Source organism: Delftia sp. PX-1, from assembly GCF_055797465.1.
The window spans coordinates 1,651,800-1,668,811 of the sequence record NZ_CP184763.1 but is presented as its reverse complement, the minus strand read 5'-3'; the positions used below and the strand labels follow the sequence as shown (position 1 = coordinate 1,668,811).

13 protein-coding genes are annotated in these 17,012 nt (G+C 70.1%); 2 read left to right on the top strand and 11 right to left on the bottom strand.

The window, feature by feature from the left end:
* Positions 1–40: 40 nt before the first annotated feature.
* From ACN20X_RS07625 to mdlC, 9 genes are all read right to left on the bottom strand, one after another.
* Positions 41–679: a response regulator transcription factor gene (locus ACN20X_RS07625; RefSeq protein WP_473210422.1), complete on the bottom strand. Its 639-nt coding sequence runs from the start codon at positions 677–679 to the stop codon at positions 41–43.
* Complete coding sequence (locus ACN20X_RS07620; RefSeq protein ID WP_047217479.1) at positions 672–1,772, bottom strand: sensor histidine kinase; 1,101 nt, start codon at positions 1,770–1,772, stop codon at positions 672–674. The genes ACN20X_RS07625 and ACN20X_RS07620 overlap by 8 nt, the downstream gene beginning before the upstream one ends.
* A 203-nt stretch (positions 1,773–1,975) precedes the next feature.
* Positions 1,976–3,295 carry a TolC family protein gene (locus ACN20X_RS07615; protein ID WP_473210421.1) on the bottom strand — a complete coding sequence of 440 codons (1,320 nt, stop codon included), beginning with the start codon at positions 3,293–3,295 and terminating at the stop codon, positions 1,976–1,978.
* A gap of 11 nt (positions 3,296–3,306) precedes the next feature.
* On the bottom strand, positions 3,307–6,480 hold the full coding sequence (locus tag ACN20X_RS07610) for an efflux RND transporter permease subunit (RefSeq protein WP_473210420.1): 3,174 nt from the start codon (positions 6,478–6,480) through the stop codon (positions 3,307–3,309).
* Positions 6,477–7,688, bottom strand: coding sequence for an efflux RND transporter periplasmic adaptor subunit (locus tag ACN20X_RS07605; RefSeq protein WP_133072287.1), 1,212 nt, complete (start codon positions 7,686–7,688; stop codon positions 6,477–6,479). The genes ACN20X_RS07610 and ACN20X_RS07605 overlap by 4 nt, the downstream gene beginning before the upstream one ends.
* A gap of 453 nt (positions 7,689–8,141) precedes the next feature.
* Entirely contained in the window at positions 8,142–9,140 is a 999-nt protein-coding gene (locus tag ACN20X_RS07600; protein WP_141830153.1) for a Bug family tripartite tricarboxylate transporter substrate binding protein, read from the bottom strand.
* A 70-nt stretch (positions 9,141–9,210) separates the two neighbouring features.
* Positions 9,211–10,185, bottom strand: coding sequence for a Bug family tripartite tricarboxylate transporter substrate binding protein (locus ACN20X_RS07595; protein WP_473210419.1), 975 nt, complete (start codon positions 10,183–10,185; stop codon positions 9,211–9,213).
* Between the two features lie 42 nt (positions 10,186–10,227).
* The gene (locus ACN20X_RS07590) at positions 10,228–11,166 is read right to left on the bottom strand and encodes a ketopantoate reductase family protein (protein ID WP_473210418.1); all 939 of its coding nucleotides are present in this window, start codon (positions 11,164–11,166) and stop codon (positions 10,228–10,230) included.
* Positions 11,167–11,194: 28 nt separating this feature from the next.
* On the bottom strand, positions 11,195–12,841 hold the full coding sequence (gene mdlC / locus ACN20X_RS07585; RefSeq protein WP_223275118.1) for a benzoylformate decarboxylase: 1,647 nt from the start codon (positions 12,839–12,841) through the stop codon (positions 11,195–11,197).
* Between the two features lie 130 nt (positions 12,842–12,971).
* Here mdlC and ACN20X_RS07580 point away from each other — a divergent pair, with 130 nt between their 5' ends.
* Both ACN20X_RS07580 and ACN20X_RS07575 read left to right on the top strand, forming a co-directional pair.
* A complete protein-coding gene (locus tag ACN20X_RS07580) occupies positions 12,972–13,901 on the top strand; it encodes a LysR family transcriptional regulator (RefSeq protein ID WP_473210417.1) in 930 nt (309 codons plus the stop codon).
* Positions 13,902–14,058: 157 nt separating this feature from the next.
* Positions 14,059–14,841 (top strand): 3-hydroxybutyrate dehydrogenase, encoded by a 783-nt coding sequence (locus ACN20X_RS07575; RefSeq protein ID WP_012203473.1) that lies wholly within the window; start codon positions 14,059–14,061, stop codon positions 14,839–14,841.
* 48 nt (positions 14,842–14,889) lie between these two features.
* Here ACN20X_RS07575 and ACN20X_RS07570 read toward each other — a convergent pair whose 3' ends face one another.
* Positions 14,890–15,894 carry a tripartite tricarboxylate transporter substrate-binding protein gene (locus tag ACN20X_RS07570; protein ID WP_250438916.1) on the bottom strand — a complete coding sequence of 335 codons (1,005 nt, stop codon included), beginning with the start codon at positions 15,892–15,894 and terminating at the stop codon, positions 14,890–14,892.
* 194 nt (positions 15,895–16,088) lie between these two features.
* Entirely contained in the window at positions 16,089–16,970 is an 882-nt protein-coding gene (gene nadC, locus ACN20X_RS07565; protein WP_016453171.1) for a carboxylating nicotinate-nucleotide diphosphorylase, read from the bottom strand.
* Positions 16,971–17,012 lie beyond the last annotated feature (42 nt).

The following is a 17,012-nucleotide window of genomic DNA, read 5'->3' as shown; positions in this document are numbered from 1 at the left end:
GCAGGCCTGCCCTGGCCTGCGCCCGGCCTGCCAGGACACCTCAGCGGATATCCAGCCGCTCCAGCGCACGCACCAGGTCGGCCAGCGTGCGCACCTGCATCTTGCGCATGGCCTGGCTGCGGCGCACCTTGACCGTGATTTCGCTCACGCCCAGGTCTGCCGCGATCTGCTTGTTCAGCAGGCCGCGCACCACGCCCACGACCACTTCCTGCTCGCCCGGCGACAGCGACTGCCAGCAGGCGTGCAGCGCCTGTTCGCCGGCGTCCAGCGCACGGCGCTGCCGGTCCAGGGCAATGCCCTGCTGGATGGCGTCGAGCAGGTCCTGGTCGCGGAAGGGCTTGGTCAGGAACTCGATGGCGCCGGTCTTCATGGCCTCCACGCTCATGGGAATGTCGCCATGGCCGGTGATGAAGATGGTGGGCAGCTTCAGGCCCAGCTCCAGCATCTGGCGCCGGAAGTCCATGCCGCTTTGCCCAGGCATGCGGATGTCCAGCACCAGGCAGGCCGGTCCCTGCGGCGGCTGCCGCTGCCAGTGGTCCAGAAACTCGCGCGTGGCGCCGAAGGCGCGCACGCACAGGCCCACCGATGCCAGCAGGTCCTCGATGGCTGCGCGCACCGAGGGGTCGTCATCGACGATGTAGACCAGTGCCTCGGCTTCGGCGGTGGAGGGTTCAGCCATGGCGCAATCCCGTGGAAGGCCTGGCGCCCGTGGCCGGGGCGCAGGCGATGGTGACGTGAAAAGCCGTGCCCCCGCGCCCGTCCTCGCGGTCCGTGGCCCAGATGCGGCCGCCGTTGGCCTCGGCCATGTGGCGGCAGATGTTCAGGCCCAGGCCCATGCCGTCGGGCTTGGTGGTCCAGAAGGCATCGAACAGGTGGGTGCGGGCCAGCGGCGACAGGCCTTCGCCCGCATCGGCCACGGTCAGCACCAGCTGCTGGCCCAGGGCCTGCGTGGCGATGGCGATGCGCCGCTGCGCGGCCGGTGTGTGCTGCATGGCGTCCATGGCATTGAGCAGCAGGTTGGCCAGCACCTGCTGGATCTGCACGCGGTCGGCCCAGGCCGGCTGCAGCGCGGTCGCCAGCTGCAGGTCCAGGGCCACGCCGCGCCGGTCCAGCTCTGCGACGGACAGGCGGGCCATTTCGCGCACGGCCTCGTTGAGGTCGAAGGACTGCCGGCTGGGTGCGTCTCCGCGTGCCATGCTGCGGATGCGGGCGATGACATCGCTGGCGCGCTGCGCATCGCCCAGGATGCGCTCCAGCGCCTGGCCGGCCTTGGCGAGGTTGGGCGGCTCCTGGGCCAGCCAGCGCTGGCAGGCGTTGCCGCTGGTGACGATGGCCGCCAGCGGCTGGTTGACCTCATGGGCGATGGAGGCCGTCAACTGCCCCAGGCTGGTGGTCTGGGTGATGCGCAGCAGCTGGGTGCGCGCCGCATGGGCCGCGTTCTGGGCCGCCACCATCTTCAGGCCCAGATAGGCCGTGATGGCAATGGCCAGGATGCTGATCACCATGTTGATCAGTCCGGTGCGATAGGCACCGGCAGGCGTGAGCGCAAAGCTGGCCAGGGTCAGCACGATGCACAGCGCCGTGAGGCCGATGACCACGCGCGGGCTGAACCAGCGCACCGCCACCAGGATGATGGCGGTGTGGAACACGGCGGCCGCCACGGCGTAGTCGGTCAGCGTGTCCAGCGCGAAGATCGCGGCCATGGCGACGCCCATGGCCGCCAGGATCAGGGCCCGGGGCCAATGGGGAAAGCGGCGCAGAGCGGTGGTCATGGCGTGCAGGGAAAAGGAATGGACTGTCAGCTGCCAATTCTCATTCAAGAAGCCGCTGCACCTGAATGCAAGCTATACCCGAACCGTACGATACTGGCGCGACCCAAAACAAGGGACACCGAGGAAGGGACGCCCCGCACCGAAGGTGTCGTCCCCCTCCCGCGCAGCGAGAGAGGGGGAAGCCGCGCAGCGGCTCAGGGGGTTCACAACACTGGCCGGCGGCCCACGCTCAGTTGGAGCTCCACCGTGGCCTTGGCCAGCTCGGTCTCTGCCTCCAGCGATCCCAGGTAGGCCTCGTCGGCCGAGCGCTGGGCGGACAGCAGCTCCAGCAGCGAAGCCTCGCCATGCCGGTAGGACAGGCGTATGCCTTCGAGCACGCGCTGCGCATCGCGCAGCACGCCGTCGCGGTAGCGCTGCACGTTCTCGCGCGCGGCGCTCAGGCGAAAGCGCGCGCCGCGCACATCGGCCTCGGCCCGGTTCTGGGCCTGCTGAAGGGCCAGCATGGCCTGGGTGACGGCCGCCTCGGCCTGCACCAGGTCGCCCCGGTCCAGGCGCGACAGCGGCAGCGGCACGCTGACCGAGACCGACAGCGTGCGCGAGCGCCCGCCGCCATCGAAGGGATTGCCCTGGGCGTCCGTGCCACCGGCCGTGGCGGGCACGGCGGCCATGCCCACGGCCAGCGTGGGATTGACCCAGCGGTTGGCCCGGGCCAGGCCCGCGTTGTCGCGCGCATGCTCCAGCGCCGCCTGGGCGATGCGCACCTCGGCGCGCGACTGCAGGGCCTGGGCGACCAGGGCATCGGCATCCTCCGGTCCCGAGTCTTCGGCCAATTCCATGAAGCCGCATTGCAGCGTGTCGCTGGCAAAGACTTCGGACAGGCGGCGCCCCAGCGGGACGGACAGCGCCAGCCGCGCGGTCTGCGCCTCGGCGCGCGCCTGCACCACCTCGGCCTGGAAGCGGTCGCGCTCCACGCGCGACTGCAGCCATTCCACGCCGCCGATGTCGCCGGCCTTGCGCCTCAGCTCGTTGGCCTGCACCACATCGCCCAGCGCCTTCAGCGTCTGCTGCTTGCGCTCCAGCGCCAGCGAGTCGCGGCAGGCCTGGGTGTAGTCCTGGGCGGCATCGGAGAACAGCTGGCTGCGCACGCCTTCAAGGCCGGCCTCGGACAGGCGCACCTGGCTGCGTGCGGACTGAATGCGCGCGGCGCGCTTGCCGCCCGTCTCCAGCTCCATGCTGATCTCGTAGTTGCGCGTGGTGGGCCGGGGCTGGCCGGTGCGCACCTGCTCGCGCGAGGCGCCCAGCGTGAGGCTGGGGTCGGGGCGTATGCCGGCGATGCCGATGCCGGCACGCGCGGATTCCACGCCCTGTTCCTCCGAGCGCAGCAGGGGGCTGTGCTGCTCCACGGCGTTGAGGTAGTCGGAAAAGCGCAGGCCGGCGGACGGCGCCGTCTGCGCCTGGGCTGCGGCGCCAAGGCACAGCAGCAGGGCCAGGGCCTGCCTGGGGAAGAAAGGGGTCGTTTGCATGGCGACTCGCATCAATGGGGTTGGCTCGTTGCGGTGCGATGCCCGCCCTCGTGCTCGGCGGCATCCGGATCGCCGCTCTCACCGCGTTCAGCGGCGCGGCGCTGGCGGCGCTCGGCCGCGCGGACGGCACGGGCCTCGATCACGTAGTAGAGGTTGGGCAGCAGCAGCAGGGTCAGCAAGGTGGCGCTGAACAGGCCGCAGACCACGACGGTGGCCAGGGGCCGCTGCACGTCGCTGCCCAGGCCCGTGGCCAGCATGGCCGGCGTGAGACCGAAGGCGGCGACGGTGGCCGTCATCAGCACGGGGCGCATGCGGCTGGAGGCACCCTCGAGCACGGCTTCGCGCAGGCCCAGGCCGTCCTCGCGGCGCAGGCGGTTGATCTGCGAGACCATGAGTACGCCCGAGAGCACGGCCACGCCGAACAGCGCGATGAAGCCCACGGCGCTGGAGACGTTGAGCGTCATGCCGCGCAGGTGCAGGCCCGCAAAGCCGCCGATCATGGCCAGCGGCACCACGCCCAGCACCAGCAGCGGCTGGCGCATGTTGCCGAACTCGCCGAACAGCAGCACCAGCATGATGCCCAGCGTCAGCGGCAGGATCATGAGCAGCCGCGCCTCGGCACGCTGCAGGTTCTCGAACTGGCCGCCCCACTCGATGTGCAGCTTCTGGCGGTCGTAGTCCAGGTGCTGGTCGATGGCGGTGTGTGCATCCTTGAGGAAGCCCGCCAGGTCGCGGCCGCGCACATTGAGCTTGACGAGGATGTGGCGCTCGCCGCCCTCGCGCACGATGACGCTCTGGCCCACGGTGGTGGTGATGCGCGCCACGTCGGCCAGCGGCACCTGGGCGCCATTGGCGGCCGACAGGCGCAGCGCGCCGATGGCCTCGGGGCTGCTGCGCGTGTCGGGCGTGAAGCGCACGGCCATGTCGTAGCTGCGCTCGCCCACGTACAGCTGGCCGATGGAGGCCCCGCCCACGCCGGTGGAGATGAGCTGCGCCACGTCGGAGGCATTGATGCCGTAGCGCGCGGCAGCGGCGCGGTCCAGCGCAATGCGCAGGTTGGGCAGCGGCGGCTCCACGTCCACGGCCACATCGGCCGCGCCGGGCACTTTCTCCAGCACGGCCACCAGGGCATCGGCCACGCGCCGGTCCTCGGCCAGGTCCTGGCCGAAGACCTTCACCGTGAGGTCGCTGTGCGCGCCCGACAGCTTGTCCTGCACGCCGTCGATCATGGGCTGCATGAAGCCCACGGAGTAGCCGGGCAACTGGTCGAAGCGCGCGGCCATCTTCGCGATCAGCTGCTGCTTGGTCAGGCCCGACTTCCATTCGCCATAGGGATGCAGGCCCACGCTGGCCTCGATGTGCGAGGGCGTCCAGTAGTCGGTGCCGTCATCGTTGCGCCCGGTCTGGGTGACGATGTAGGAGACCTCGGGGAACTCCAGTGCGGCGCTGCGCAGCGCGTCGGCCATGTCGCGCGCCTTGTCCAGCGTGATGCCGGGCGGCATCTGCACCTGCAGCCAGATGGAGCCTTCGTCCAGGTACGGCAGGAAGTCGCGGCCCATGGTGCCGGCCAGCACGCCCAGCGCCAGCAGCGAGGCCGCCACGGCCCCCGCCAGCCAGCGCACGCGGCCCACGGCCGCGCCCAGGAAGCGGTCATAGCCCACGCCCAGCCGGTGCAGGACGGGGTTGTGGAAGATCCTGCGCGGCCTGCGGAAGGCCAGCCAGGCCAGGGCCGGCGTGAGCAGCAGGGCCACGGCCAGCGCCCCCACCAGGGCCGCGCCCACGGCGCTGGCCATGGGCGAGAACAGCTTGTACTCGATGCGCTCGAAGGCGAACAGCGGCAGGTAGGCGGCCGCGATCACGCACATGCCGAAGAAGATGGGCCGCGCCACCTGCAGCGTGGCCGTGATGGCGTCCCTGGGCGTGAGCGGCCGGTTCTGGTCGGCCTCGCGGCGCCGCAGGATGTTCTCGACCACGACCACGGCCCCGTCCACCAGGATGCCGAAGTCGATGGCGCCCAGCGACAGCAGGTTGGCCGGAATCTTCGCGTGGTGCATGAAGATGAAGGCCAGCAGCAGCGCCATGGGAATGGTCAGCGCCACGATCAGCGCCGCGCGCGGGCTGCCCAGGAAGACCAGCAGCACCAGGGTGACGACGATCAGGCCTTCGGCCAGGGTCTTGCCCACGGTGTGGGTGGTGCGCTCGATCAGCGTGGTGCGGTCCAGGTAGGGCACGACCTTCACGTCGGGCGGCAGCAGCTTGCCGTTGAGCTCCTCCACGGCGGCATGGATGCCCTCCAGCGCCTGCGAGGGATTGGAGCCCTTGAGCAGCAGCACGATGCCCTGCAGGGTGTCGGAGTTGCCGTCCTTGCCCAGGATGCCGCGCCGCTCCACGTTGCCGTAGGTCAGCCGCCCCAGGTCCTTGACCAGCACGGGCGTGCCGCTGTCCGTGGTCTTGACGACCACGTTGCCCATGTCGTCCAGCGAGCCCAGCAGGCCCACGCCGCGCACCACATAGGAGACATCGCCCCGGTCGATGACGCTGCCGCCGCCGCTGGCGTTGTTGGCATTGATGGCCTCGATCACCTGGGACAGCGCCAGCCCGTACTGCAGCAGCCGCGCGGGGTCCAGCTCCAGCATGAACTGCGTGGTCAGGCCGCCGAAGTTGGTCACGTCCACCACGGACTGGGCCTTCTTCAGGCGCGGGATCACCACCCACTGCTGCAGCTCGGACAGCTCGCGCAGGCTGCGCACCGGGCTTTCCAGCGTGTAGCGGTAGACCTCGCCCGTGGGCGAGCTGTAGGGGTCCAGCCCGGCGCGGGCACCATAGGGCAGCGTGACCTCGTCGATGCGCTCCTTCAGGCGCTGGCGCGCCCAGTAGCCGTCCACGCCGTCCTCGAAGACCACGGTGATCAGCGACAGCGCGAACAGGCTGCGCGAGCGCAGCACGTGCATGCCGGGCGTGGCCAGCAGGGCGCGCTCCAGCGGGATGGTGATCTGCTGCTCGATCTCCTCGGCCGCAAGGCCTGGCACCTGGGTGACGATCTGCGAGGTCACGTCGGCAATGTCGGGATAGGCCTCCAGCGGCAGCTGCTTCCAGCTGAACACGCCATACAGGGCCGCGAAGCAAAAGACCAGCCAGACCACGCCGCGGCGCGAAAAGCCGATGTTGACGATGCGCTCGATCATTGCAGCAGCACTCCCCCGTTGACCACCACGCGCTCGCCGGCCGCCAGGCCCGAGAGGATCTCGGCCTGGCCGTCCTGCTGCGCGCCGACCTGCACGTCACGCGGCTCGAAGCGCCAGCCGCCCTTGTCCACGAAGACGCGCGTGCTGACCTGGCCCTGCAGCAGGGCCGCGGCCGGCACCATCACGGCCTGGCGCGCCGGGGCGTCGAAGCCCACGCGCGCAAACATGCCGGGGCGCAGCCGCCCTTCGGGGTTGTCCACGGCCACGCGCACCTTGACGCTGCGCGTGGCGGTGTCCACCAGCTCGCCCACGTACTGCACGCGGCCCTGCAGCTGCAGGTCGGGATAGGCGGCCAGCGCGATGTGGGCCTGCTGGCCCACGTCCACATGGGCCAGGTCGCGCTCGCTGACGCTGGCGCTGAGCCAGACCTTGCGCAGGTCGGCCACGGTCATGACGGAGGCATTCACATCGTTCCAGTAGCCGCCCTGCGAGCCCGCCATCTCGACCACGCGGCCGCTGATGGGCGACTTGACCACGTAGCTGCCGCGCGAGCCTTCCTGCACGGCCGCACCCAGCTGGGACAGATGATCGGAGGCGGCGCGCGCATCGGCACCTGCTGCGGCCAGCGACTGCTGCGCGGCCTCGTAGTCCTTGCGCGCGGCGATCTCGGCATCGAACAGCAGCTTCTGGCGGTCGAATTCCTGGCGCGCGTGCAGCAGCGCGGCCTGGGACTTGGCGTGCTCGGCACGCACGCTGGAGATCTCGGAGGAGTCCATGGTGATCAGCGCATCGCCGGCCTTCACCGCATCGCCCAGCTGGTGGTGCAGGCGCACCAGGCGGCCCGCCACGGGCGGCGTGATGCGGACCAGCTTTTCAGGCTCGGCCTCGATGGTGGCGGGGGCCGACAGGCGGGTCTGCAGCGGCTGCAGCGCGATCTCGGCCACCTGCAGGCGCTCGCGCAGCGGCGAGCCTTCGGGCACCACGATGAGGTTGCCTTCGCGGCGCACGGGAGCCGGCTGCGGGGCGGCGGTGGCGGGGGTTGCTGCTGCAGCCGGGGTTTCGGCCGGGCCGTTGCAGGCGGCCATGGCCACGCTGATCAGCAGCCCGCCCACAGGCCAGGCGGCCGCCAGCAAGGGATGGCGCGGGTGCAGGCCATGGGGTCGGCCATGGGGTCGGCCTGGTCGTTCAGAAGCGAGAAAGCGGGTCATCCTGAGGTCTCCGGGCGCCACGGACCCGCGCAGACCTCTCGCCCCTTCAGGCGATCACAGGCCTCCGCCCGGGTCCGGGCAGATCAAGAAATGGAAGAAGGGAAAGGCGGAAAGAGGCGGCGCGGCAGCGCCTGGCAGGATCGGGATCGGAATCAGGATCGGGGTCCATGGGGTACTCCTTTGCGTGTGGGTGGCGCAGTCCCCGTGCAGGCCGGGAGCCCTGTTTGCTGCAGTGCAATATGTGCCCGGAATTATCAAAGGCGAAAGTGCCTGCGGCCAGCCTTTGTTGGGAAGGTTGGCCTGTTCATTGGTGGATGCGGGATATACCTTCGTATAGAAGATGGCCGGCACAAGGGCCCCTCGGCCTGGCCTGGCCCGGCCCAGCCCGGCCCGGAAAGCAAAAAGCCGCCAGCGCGGAGCGGGCGGCTTGCGGGCGATGGCCTGCGGGAAAGCTCAGTCCACTTTCAGGCCGATGGCTTTCACCAGTTCGCCGAAGCGCTCGCGCTCGGTGGCGTGGTGGTCGATGAAGGCCTTGCGGCTCAGGGGCGCGGGCGTGGCTCCCAGGGTGAGGATGACGTCGTTGACGTTCTTTTGCTCCAGCGCCTTGGCCACGGCAGTGCGAACGGCCTCGATCACCGATTCGGGCGTGCCCGTGGGCGCGTAGAGGCCGAACAGCGTGTCCGCATCAAAGCCCGGCAGGCCGCTTTCGGCCAGCGTGGGCACGTTGGGGTACTGCGGCGAGCGGTGCGGGCTGCCGATGGCCAGCAGGCGCAGCTTGCCGGCCTCGACCTGCTTGAGGCCCGGACCCGGGTCGAACCAGAACTGCAGCTGCCCGCTGAGCACGTCGCTGAGCGCCGGGCCCGCGCCCTTGTAGGGGGCGTGCACGGCATCGACGCCGGCCATGCGCTTGAACATCTCGCCGGCCAGGTGCGGCGAGCTGCCCTGGCCCGGCGAGCCGTAGGACAGCTTGCCGGGGTTGGCCTTCAGGTGCTTGATGAACTCGGCCACGTTGGTGGCGGGCACGGCGGGATTGGTCTCCAGGAACACATGCACGCGCGCCACGGCAGCCACGGGCGTCAAATCCTTTTCGGGATTGAAGGCCAGCTTGCTGTAGATCATCGGATTGATGGTGATGGCCCCGCCCGAGCTGAGCAGCAGCGTGTAGCCATCCTTGGGCGCGCGCACGGTTTCGCTGATGCCGATGTTGCCGCCCGCGCCGGGCTTGTTGTCCACCACCACCGACTGGCCCAGCACCTGGGACATGGTGGGCGTGATGGCGCGCGCCAGCACATCGGCCGCACCGCCGGGCGCGAAGTTCACGACCAGGCGCACGGGACGCTCGGGCCATTTGTCGCCGGCCTTCTGCGCCAGCGCAGGGACCGAGGCCGTCGCGCCCAGCAGGGCCAGCAGGCCCAGGCGGCGCCAGCGGCTGAAGGGATTTGTCTTGTGCATGAGCTATGTCTCCTTGGGTTATGAGTTCTTGAAAACGGTGAGGGCGCCTGAAGCAGCAGCGGCGCTACGGTCAATCCAGCCGAATGCCCGCCGACTCGATGACCTGGCCCCAGCGCCGGCTTTCGCTGCGCCAGTAGTCACGCATCTGCGCAGGCGTGCCGGGCAGCGGCTCCAGCGACAGCGCCTCGAAACGCGCCAGCACGGCAGGCGAGCGCAGCGCCTGCTGCAGCGCCACGGACCAGGCCTGCACGGTGGCGTCGTCCGTGCCGGCCGGCGCCACCAGGCCCTGCCATGCATGGGCCTCGAAATCCTTGACGCCCTGCTCGGCCAGCGTGGGCACGGACGGATGGCTCTTGAGCCGCTCGGCGCTGGCCACGCCGATGACACGCAGCTTGCCGGCCGCAATGTGCTGGGCCGCCGCCGCGCTGTCGGCCAGCATGAAGGGGATCTGGCCGCCGATCACATCGATCAGGGCCGGCCCCGCGCCGCGATAGGGCACATGGGACATCTTCACGCCCAGGCGCTGGGACAGCAGTTCGGTGGCCAGGTGGTGGGGCGTGCCCAGGCCCGGGCTGCCATAGCTGACGGGGCCGGGCTGGGCCTTCACCCACTGCGTGAACTCCTGCAGGTTGTGCACCGGCAACGGGTTGCCGACCACAAGGAACAGCGGAAAGCGCGCCAGCAGGCCGATGGGCACGAAGTCCTTCTCGGCGTTGTAGGCCAGCTTGCGAAACAGATGGGGGTTGGCCGCCAGCGTGGCGAAGTCGGCCGTGAAGACCAGGCTGCCCAGTTCGCGCGTGCGCGCCGCGTACTCGGCGGCGATGTTGGTGCCTGCACCGGGCTTGTTCATGACGACCACGGTGCGGCCCAGGGCCTTGCCCCAGACTTCGGCCACGCCGCGCGCCACGGCGTCCGAGCCGCCGCCTGCGGCAAAGCCCACCACCCATTCGATGGGCTTGCCGGTCTGGGCGTGTGCCGTGCCCATGCCCAGCAGGGGCGGGGCGCCTATGGCCAGTGCGGCCTTGAGTGCTTGTCTGCGCAGCATCTTGTCTCCTTCTTGTAGTGGCTCGTTTTGCCTTGAGCGCGTTCAGCGCGGTGCGACGGCGCCCGCGTTCTCGGACAGGCTGACCAGTGCATGCAGCGTGCGCGTCACGGGCACGGCAATGCCCAGCCGGTCGGCCACCTGCAGCACGGCGCCGTGGATGGCGCCCGTCTCGGTGGCACGGCCGGCCAGCAGGTCCTGCAGCATCGAGGGCTGGTGGCCCCGGTGATGGTCCAGCGCATCGCGCACGGCCGCGCCCACGCGCTCGGCACTGGCAGCGACGCCATGGGCATGGGCGACGGACAGCACCTCGTCCAGCACGCGCTGCAGCAGGGCCTCGCCCTGCGGATTGGCCAGTCCGTCCACGGTCTGGCGCGTCACGGCGCACACGCCGTTGAAGGCGGCATTGAAGGCCAGCTTTTCCCAGATGGCCTCCTGCACCTGCGGGTCGATGCTGCAATGCATGCCTGCGCGGTTGAGGTCTTCCGCCAGCAGGTCGAAGACCGCGCTGCGCTGGCCGTCGCAAGGCATGAAGCGGATGCCGCCCTGCCCCATGGAGCTGACCTCGCCCGGCGACATCACGCGCGCAGGCCAGGTGGTCACGCCCACGGCGATGCGTTCGAGCGGCACCATTTCACGCAACACATCGGCATGGCCTATGCCGTTTTGCAGGCTCAGGAAATGCGTGTCCGGCCCGATGAGATGGGCAATGCCCTGCAGTGCAGCGCGCGTATGGGCCGACTTGGTGAAGACCAGCCACAGCGCGGGCCCGGCCGTGAGCTGCTCGGCCCGCGCCGCACGTACGTGGGCCTGCAGCAGCCCCTCATCGGTGTGGCAGCGCGCGCCATCGCGGTTCAGGGCCTGCAGCAGTTCGTCGTTCACGTCGACCAGGGTCACGTCCAGGCCGATGCGGGCCAGCCGCGCGCCGAACAGGGTGCCCATGGCGCCTGCGCCGAGGATGCCTATGCTTCTTGTGTTTTCCATGGCTTTGTCTCCTGCAGGGGGCTTCGCCTCAGGCGACTTCGACCTCGACCACGATGGGCTTGGGATGGGCCAGCGCGCGGGCCAGCACCTCGGCCAGCTCGGCCGCGTTCTCCACATGCACGCCGTCGCAGCCCTGGCCACGGGCCAGCGCCACGAAGTCGATGTCGGGCAGTTCCGTGCCCTCGACCTTCTCGCCCTCGCGGTAGCCGAAGACATGGGCGAAGTCCTGCAGCGCCGCATAGCGGCGGTTCTTGAGGATCACGAAGCTGATGGGCAGGCGCAGCTGGGCTGCACTCCAGAGGGCCTGGATGGCGTACATGGCCGAGCCGTCGCCGATGACGGCGACCACCTTGGCCTCGGGCTGCGCCAGCGCCACGCCCACGGCGGCCGGCATGCTGTGGCCCAGGCCGCCGCTGCACATGGTGTAGAAGGTGCCCGAATGGAAGATGGGCAGGTAGGTCTGGATGGTGGAGCGCGAGCTGGGCGCCTCTTCCACCACGATGCTGTGGCGGTCACGCACCTGGGCCAGCGTGTGCATGGCAAAGGCCACCGACATGCGCTCGCCTGCGGCGGGCGCGGCCGGCACGGGCGCTGCGGGCCGGGGTGCGGGCGCCTGGCGCGGTGCGGGCGCGGGGCGCTGCAGCAGCTCCTCCACGCCCATGCGCACATTGCCCACGGCGGCCGTGCCCACGGGGGCCCAGGCGGCAATGGCCGGGTCCTCGATCAACTGGTAGAGCGCCGTGCCTTCGGGGATGTGCGGGCCCTCGCCTTCCACGTGGTAGGTGAAGGCGGCCGCGCCCACGGCGAAGACCACGTCATGACCGGACAGCAGTTGCACGATGCGCTCGCGCATGGCGGGCAGGAAGCCGGCGAACAGGGGATGGTCCTCGGGGAAGCTGCAGCGCCCGCTCATGGGGGCCACGAAGACGCGGGCCTGGTGGCGCTCGGCCAGCGCGACCACGGCATCCCAGCCCTGGGCCCGGTCCACGGCCGCGCCCACGACCAGGGCCGGGGCACGCGCCGCATCCAGCGCATCGCCGATAAGGTCCAGCGTGCGCGGATCGGGCCGCGTCTCGAAGCCCACATGGCGCAGCGTGACGGGCTCGGCCGGCTTGTCCCAGTCATCGGCGGGAATGGAGACCAGCACGGGGCCGCGCGGCTCCTGCATGGCGATGTAGTAGGCACGCGCCAGCGCCTGGGGCACGTCTTCGGCGCGCGCGGGCTCGCAGCTCCACTTCACATAGGGCTTGGGCAGCTCGGCGGCCTGGCTGGAGTGCAGGAAGGGGTCGAACTGCAGCAGCGAGCGCGCCTGCTGGCCCGCCGTGATCACCAGGGGCGTGCGGTTCTTGAAGGCCGTGAAGATGTTGGCCATGGCGTGGCCCACGCCCGCGGCCGAATGCAGGTTCACGAAGCTGGCATTGCGCGTGGCCTGGGCATGGCCGTCGGCCATGCCCACGACCACGGTTTCCTGCAGGCCCAGCACATAGGAGAAGTCTTCGGGGTAGTCGCGGAACAGCGGCAGCTCGGTCGAGCCCGGGTTGCCGAAGATGCGCGTCATGCCCAGCTCGCGCAGCATGGCGATCACGGCATGGCGCACGGTGTAGGTCGCGGTGCAGGTCGCGGTGGAAGAAGATGCCTCGGCGGGCTGGCTGCGCGGTGTGGTGGGTGCTTGCAAGATGGGGTCTCCTGGGAAATGGGCCGGCCGCCCGGTGCGTGCCGCGCGGTGGCCATGGAAGTCGGTGCCCATGGTGCAGGCGCTTATGATTTCCAGCAATTGAATAAACTATCTAAGAGATATTCACCAAATGGATATCAAGAACCTGGACCTCAACCTGCTGCGCGTCTTCGACGCCGTGTACCGCCACTGCAGCGTCAGCCGCGCGGCCGAGGAGCTGGGCATGTCCCAGCCCGCCGCCAGCCAGGCCGTGACGCGGCTGCGCCTGCTGCTGGGCAATCCGCTGTTCGAGCGCGCGCACGCAGGCGTGCGCCCCACGCCGCGTGCCGAGCGCCTGGCGCTGGCCGTGCGCCAGGCGCTGGAGGTGCTGGAAGTCGCCATGTCCGAGGCCCAGAGCTTCGAGCCGCTGCAGGCGCGCCAGCGCTTTCGCATCCACCTGAGCGACATCGGCGAGGCGCGCTTTCTGCCGCCGCTGATGCAGGCGCTGCACCAGCGCGCCCCGCATGTGCAGCTGGAGACCCTGCCCATGCCGCTGGACGGCATTGCCGATGCGCTGGACCGGGGCACGCTGGACATCGCCATCGGCTTTCTGCCGGGTGGCACGCGGACCCGGCAGACCGTGCTGCTGTCCGACCACTACGGCGTGCTGCTGCGCAGCGGCCACCCCGCGCTGGCGCAGGTGCCCGAAGGCGGGCCACTGGCGCTGGCCACGCTGCGCCAGCTGGATTTCGCGGCGGTGCGCTCGCATTCGGAGACGCTGCGCATCCTGCAGGCGCTGCGGCTCGATGAGCGCATCCGCCTGTCGGCCGCGCATTTCATGGCCGTGCCCTCCATCGTGGGCAAGACCGACCTGGCGGTGATCATGCCGGCCGAGATCGCGGCCGGCTTTGTCGAGCGCGGCGGCTATGCGGTGCGCGATGCCGACCTGCCCGATCACCGCTTCGACGTGTCGCTGCACTGGAGCTGGCGCTTCGAACAGGAACCGGCCAAGCGCTGGCTGCGCGAACTGGTCTGCGAGCTGTTCCAGCAGCCCCGGCACCGCGAGGCCGCCGCGCCCTGAAGGGCCGGCCGTCACGGCCATGACTTGCGGGCCTGCCGACTCAGTTTCGTCTAAGAAACCGGCGCCAGACTGGTCCCTGCGCCGACAAGGGCACGCGGCCGGCCCCGCCGAAGATGGGCACCGGCCTGTTTCATCCACTCTCCAGGAAAGACTCACCATGCAACTCAAGGACAAGGTCGCCTTCATCACCGGCTCGGCCAGCGGCATCGGCAAGGAGATCGCCACGCTGTTCGCCAGCGAGGGCGCGCGCATCGTCATTGCCGACCTCAACAAGGAGGCGGCCGACGCCACGGCGGCCGAGCTGCGCGCCACGGGTGCCCAGGCCATGGGCGTGGCCGTGGACGTGACCGACGAGGCCCAGGTCAACGCCTCGGTCGAGGAGGCCGCCCGGGCCTTCGGCGGCATCGACATCCTGGTCAGCAATGCCGGGATACAGATCGTGCATCCGGTGGAGGAATTCAGCTTTGCCGACTGGAAGAAGATGCTGGCCATCCACCTGGACGGCGCCTTCCTCACCACGCGCGCCTGCCTCAAGCACATGTATGCGCAGGGCCGGGGCGGCAGCGTGATCTACATGGGATCGGTGCACTCCAAGGAGGCCTCGCTGCTCAAGGCGCCCTATGTCACGGCCAAGCACGGCCTGATCGGGCTGGCCAAGACCGTGGCCAAGGAAGGCGCCAAGCACGGCGTGCGCGCCAATGTGATCTGCCCGGGCTTCGTGCGCACGCCGCTGGTGGACAAGCAGATTCCCGAGCAGGCCCGCACGCTGGGCATCAGCGAGGACGAGGTCATCAAGAACGTGATGCTCAAGGAAACCGTGGACGGCGAGTTCACCACCACCGAGGACGTGGCCCGCGTGGCCCTGCTGTTCGCGGGCTTCCCCAGCAATGCGCTGACCGGCCAGTCGCTGGTGGTCAGCCACGGCTGGTTCATGCAGTAAGTCGCCAATCGGTCCTTGTCTGGCCCTTCTCTGGCTCTTCTCTGGCCCTCAATCGGCCTTCAGCCCCAGCGCCCGGGTCACGGCCGCATAGCGGTCGATGTCGGCTGCGATCAGCGCCTGGAATTGGCCCGGTGTCTGCCGCGCCAGGGTGTAGCCCTGGTCGCGCAAGCCAGCGCTGACGGCGGGATCGGCCAGCGCCTGCTCCAGCGTGTCATGCAATGCCTGCACCGTGGCCCGGGGCGTGGCGGCAGGTGCCAGCAGGCCATGCCACTGCTCCACCGCAAAGCCCGGCAGGCCGCGCTCGGCCACCGTGGGAACGCCGGCCAGCTGCGGCAGTCGCTGCGGCGCCGTGACGGCCAGGGCGCGCACGCGGCCTGCAGCGATCATGGCCGCAGCACTGCTGGCCGTGACCATGCCCGCCGCCACCTGGCCTGCCGCCACGGCCGTGATGGCCGGGCCGCAGCCCTTGTAGGGCACATGCTGCACAAAGCGCTTCGCGTCGCGGGCCAGCATTTCGCCGGCCAGGTGCTGGGGCGTGCCGTTGCCGCAGGAGGCGAACAGCAGCGGCCGTTCCTGGCGCGCCTGGGCCAGCGCGTCCTCCAGCGTCTGCAGCGCGCTGTCCGCAGGCACGACCAGCACCGAGGCGATGGAGCCCGCGTTGAATACCGCCGTGAAGTCCTTGCGCGGGTCGAAATCCAGGCGTTCGTAGACCCCGGGGTTGATGGCGAACGAGCTGTTGGCCATCAGCAAGGTGCTGCCGTCCGCTGCGGCCTGGGCCACGGCATGGGCGCCGATGTTGCCGCTGGCGCCGGGACGGTTCTCCACCACCACGGTCTGGCCCAGGCGCTGCTGCAGCTGCTCGCCCAGGCGCCGCGCCAGCAGGTCCGTGCCGCCGCCCGGCGGAAACGTCACGACGATGGTGATGGGCCGCTCCAGGCGCGTGCCGGCCTTGCCCGGCGCCGCCAGCCACAGCCCCGATGCGCCCGCCAGCAGCGCGCAGGCCGCCAGCGTCCAGAGTCTCCGTCGCTTCAAGGTACGACCTTCAAAAAACATGGCAACTGCTCCACTGGGCTAGCTGCAAAAAACCGGCGCAGCCCAACTCAGGGACACCGAGCAAGGGCCTAGGCCGGCCGCGCCGCCCCGCAGCCAGGGTGTCGCCGGTTGCCCGGACGCCCCCCTCCCGCGCAGCGAGAGAGGGCGCCGTGCACACAGGGGAAGCCGCGCAGCGGCTCAGGGGGTGCCTCATTTCAGGTGTCAAGGCCGATGTCGAGAACCCGGGCGCTGTGCGTGATCCAGCCCACGGCGATCTGGTCCACGCCGGTCTCGGCCACGGCGCGCGCCGTCTCGGGCGTGATGCGGCCCGAGGCTTCGGTCACCGCGCGCCCGCGCGCCATGGAGACGGCCGTGCGCAGCGTGTTCAGGTCCATGTTGTCCAGCAGCACCACTTCCACGCCCAGGGACAGCGCCACCTCCAGCTGCTCCAGCGTGTCCACCTCCAGCTGGATCTGCACCATGTGGCCCACGCCCGCGCGCGCCCGGGCCAGGGCTTCGGCCACGCCGCCGGCCAGCGCGATGTGGTTGTCCTTGATCAGCACGGCATCGTCCAGGCCGAAGCGGTGGTTGCTGCCGCCGCCCACGCGCACCGCGTACTTCTGCAGCGCACGCAGGCCCGGCATGGTCTTGCGCGTGCAGGTCACGCGTGCACCCGTGTCGGCAATGGCCCGCGCGATCGATGCCGTGGCCGTGGCCACGCCGCTCAGGTGGCACAGGTAGTTGAGCGCCACGCGCTCGGCGGTGAGGATGGCGCGCGCGCTGCCGTGGATGCGCGCGATCTCCTGGCCGGGCGCCAGTTCGCTGCCATCGCGCAGCACCGGCTCGAAACGCGACTGCGCATCCAGCGCACGGAACGCCAGCCGCGCCATGTCCAGCCCGGCCAGCACGCCCTCCTGGCGCGCCACCAGGCGCAGTTCGGCCTGTGCGTCGGCAGGAACAATGGCATCCGTGGTCAGGTCGCCCGCGCGGCCCAGGTCTTCCAGCAGGGCCGAGCGCACCAGCGGCTCCAGCATCAGGTCGGGCAGCGGCGGCACAGGCAGGCGGGCACTGAGGGCATTGGCAATATTAATGCTCATTTTGAGTATATGTAGGTCAAAAAAATGTGGCGCGCGGCCTTG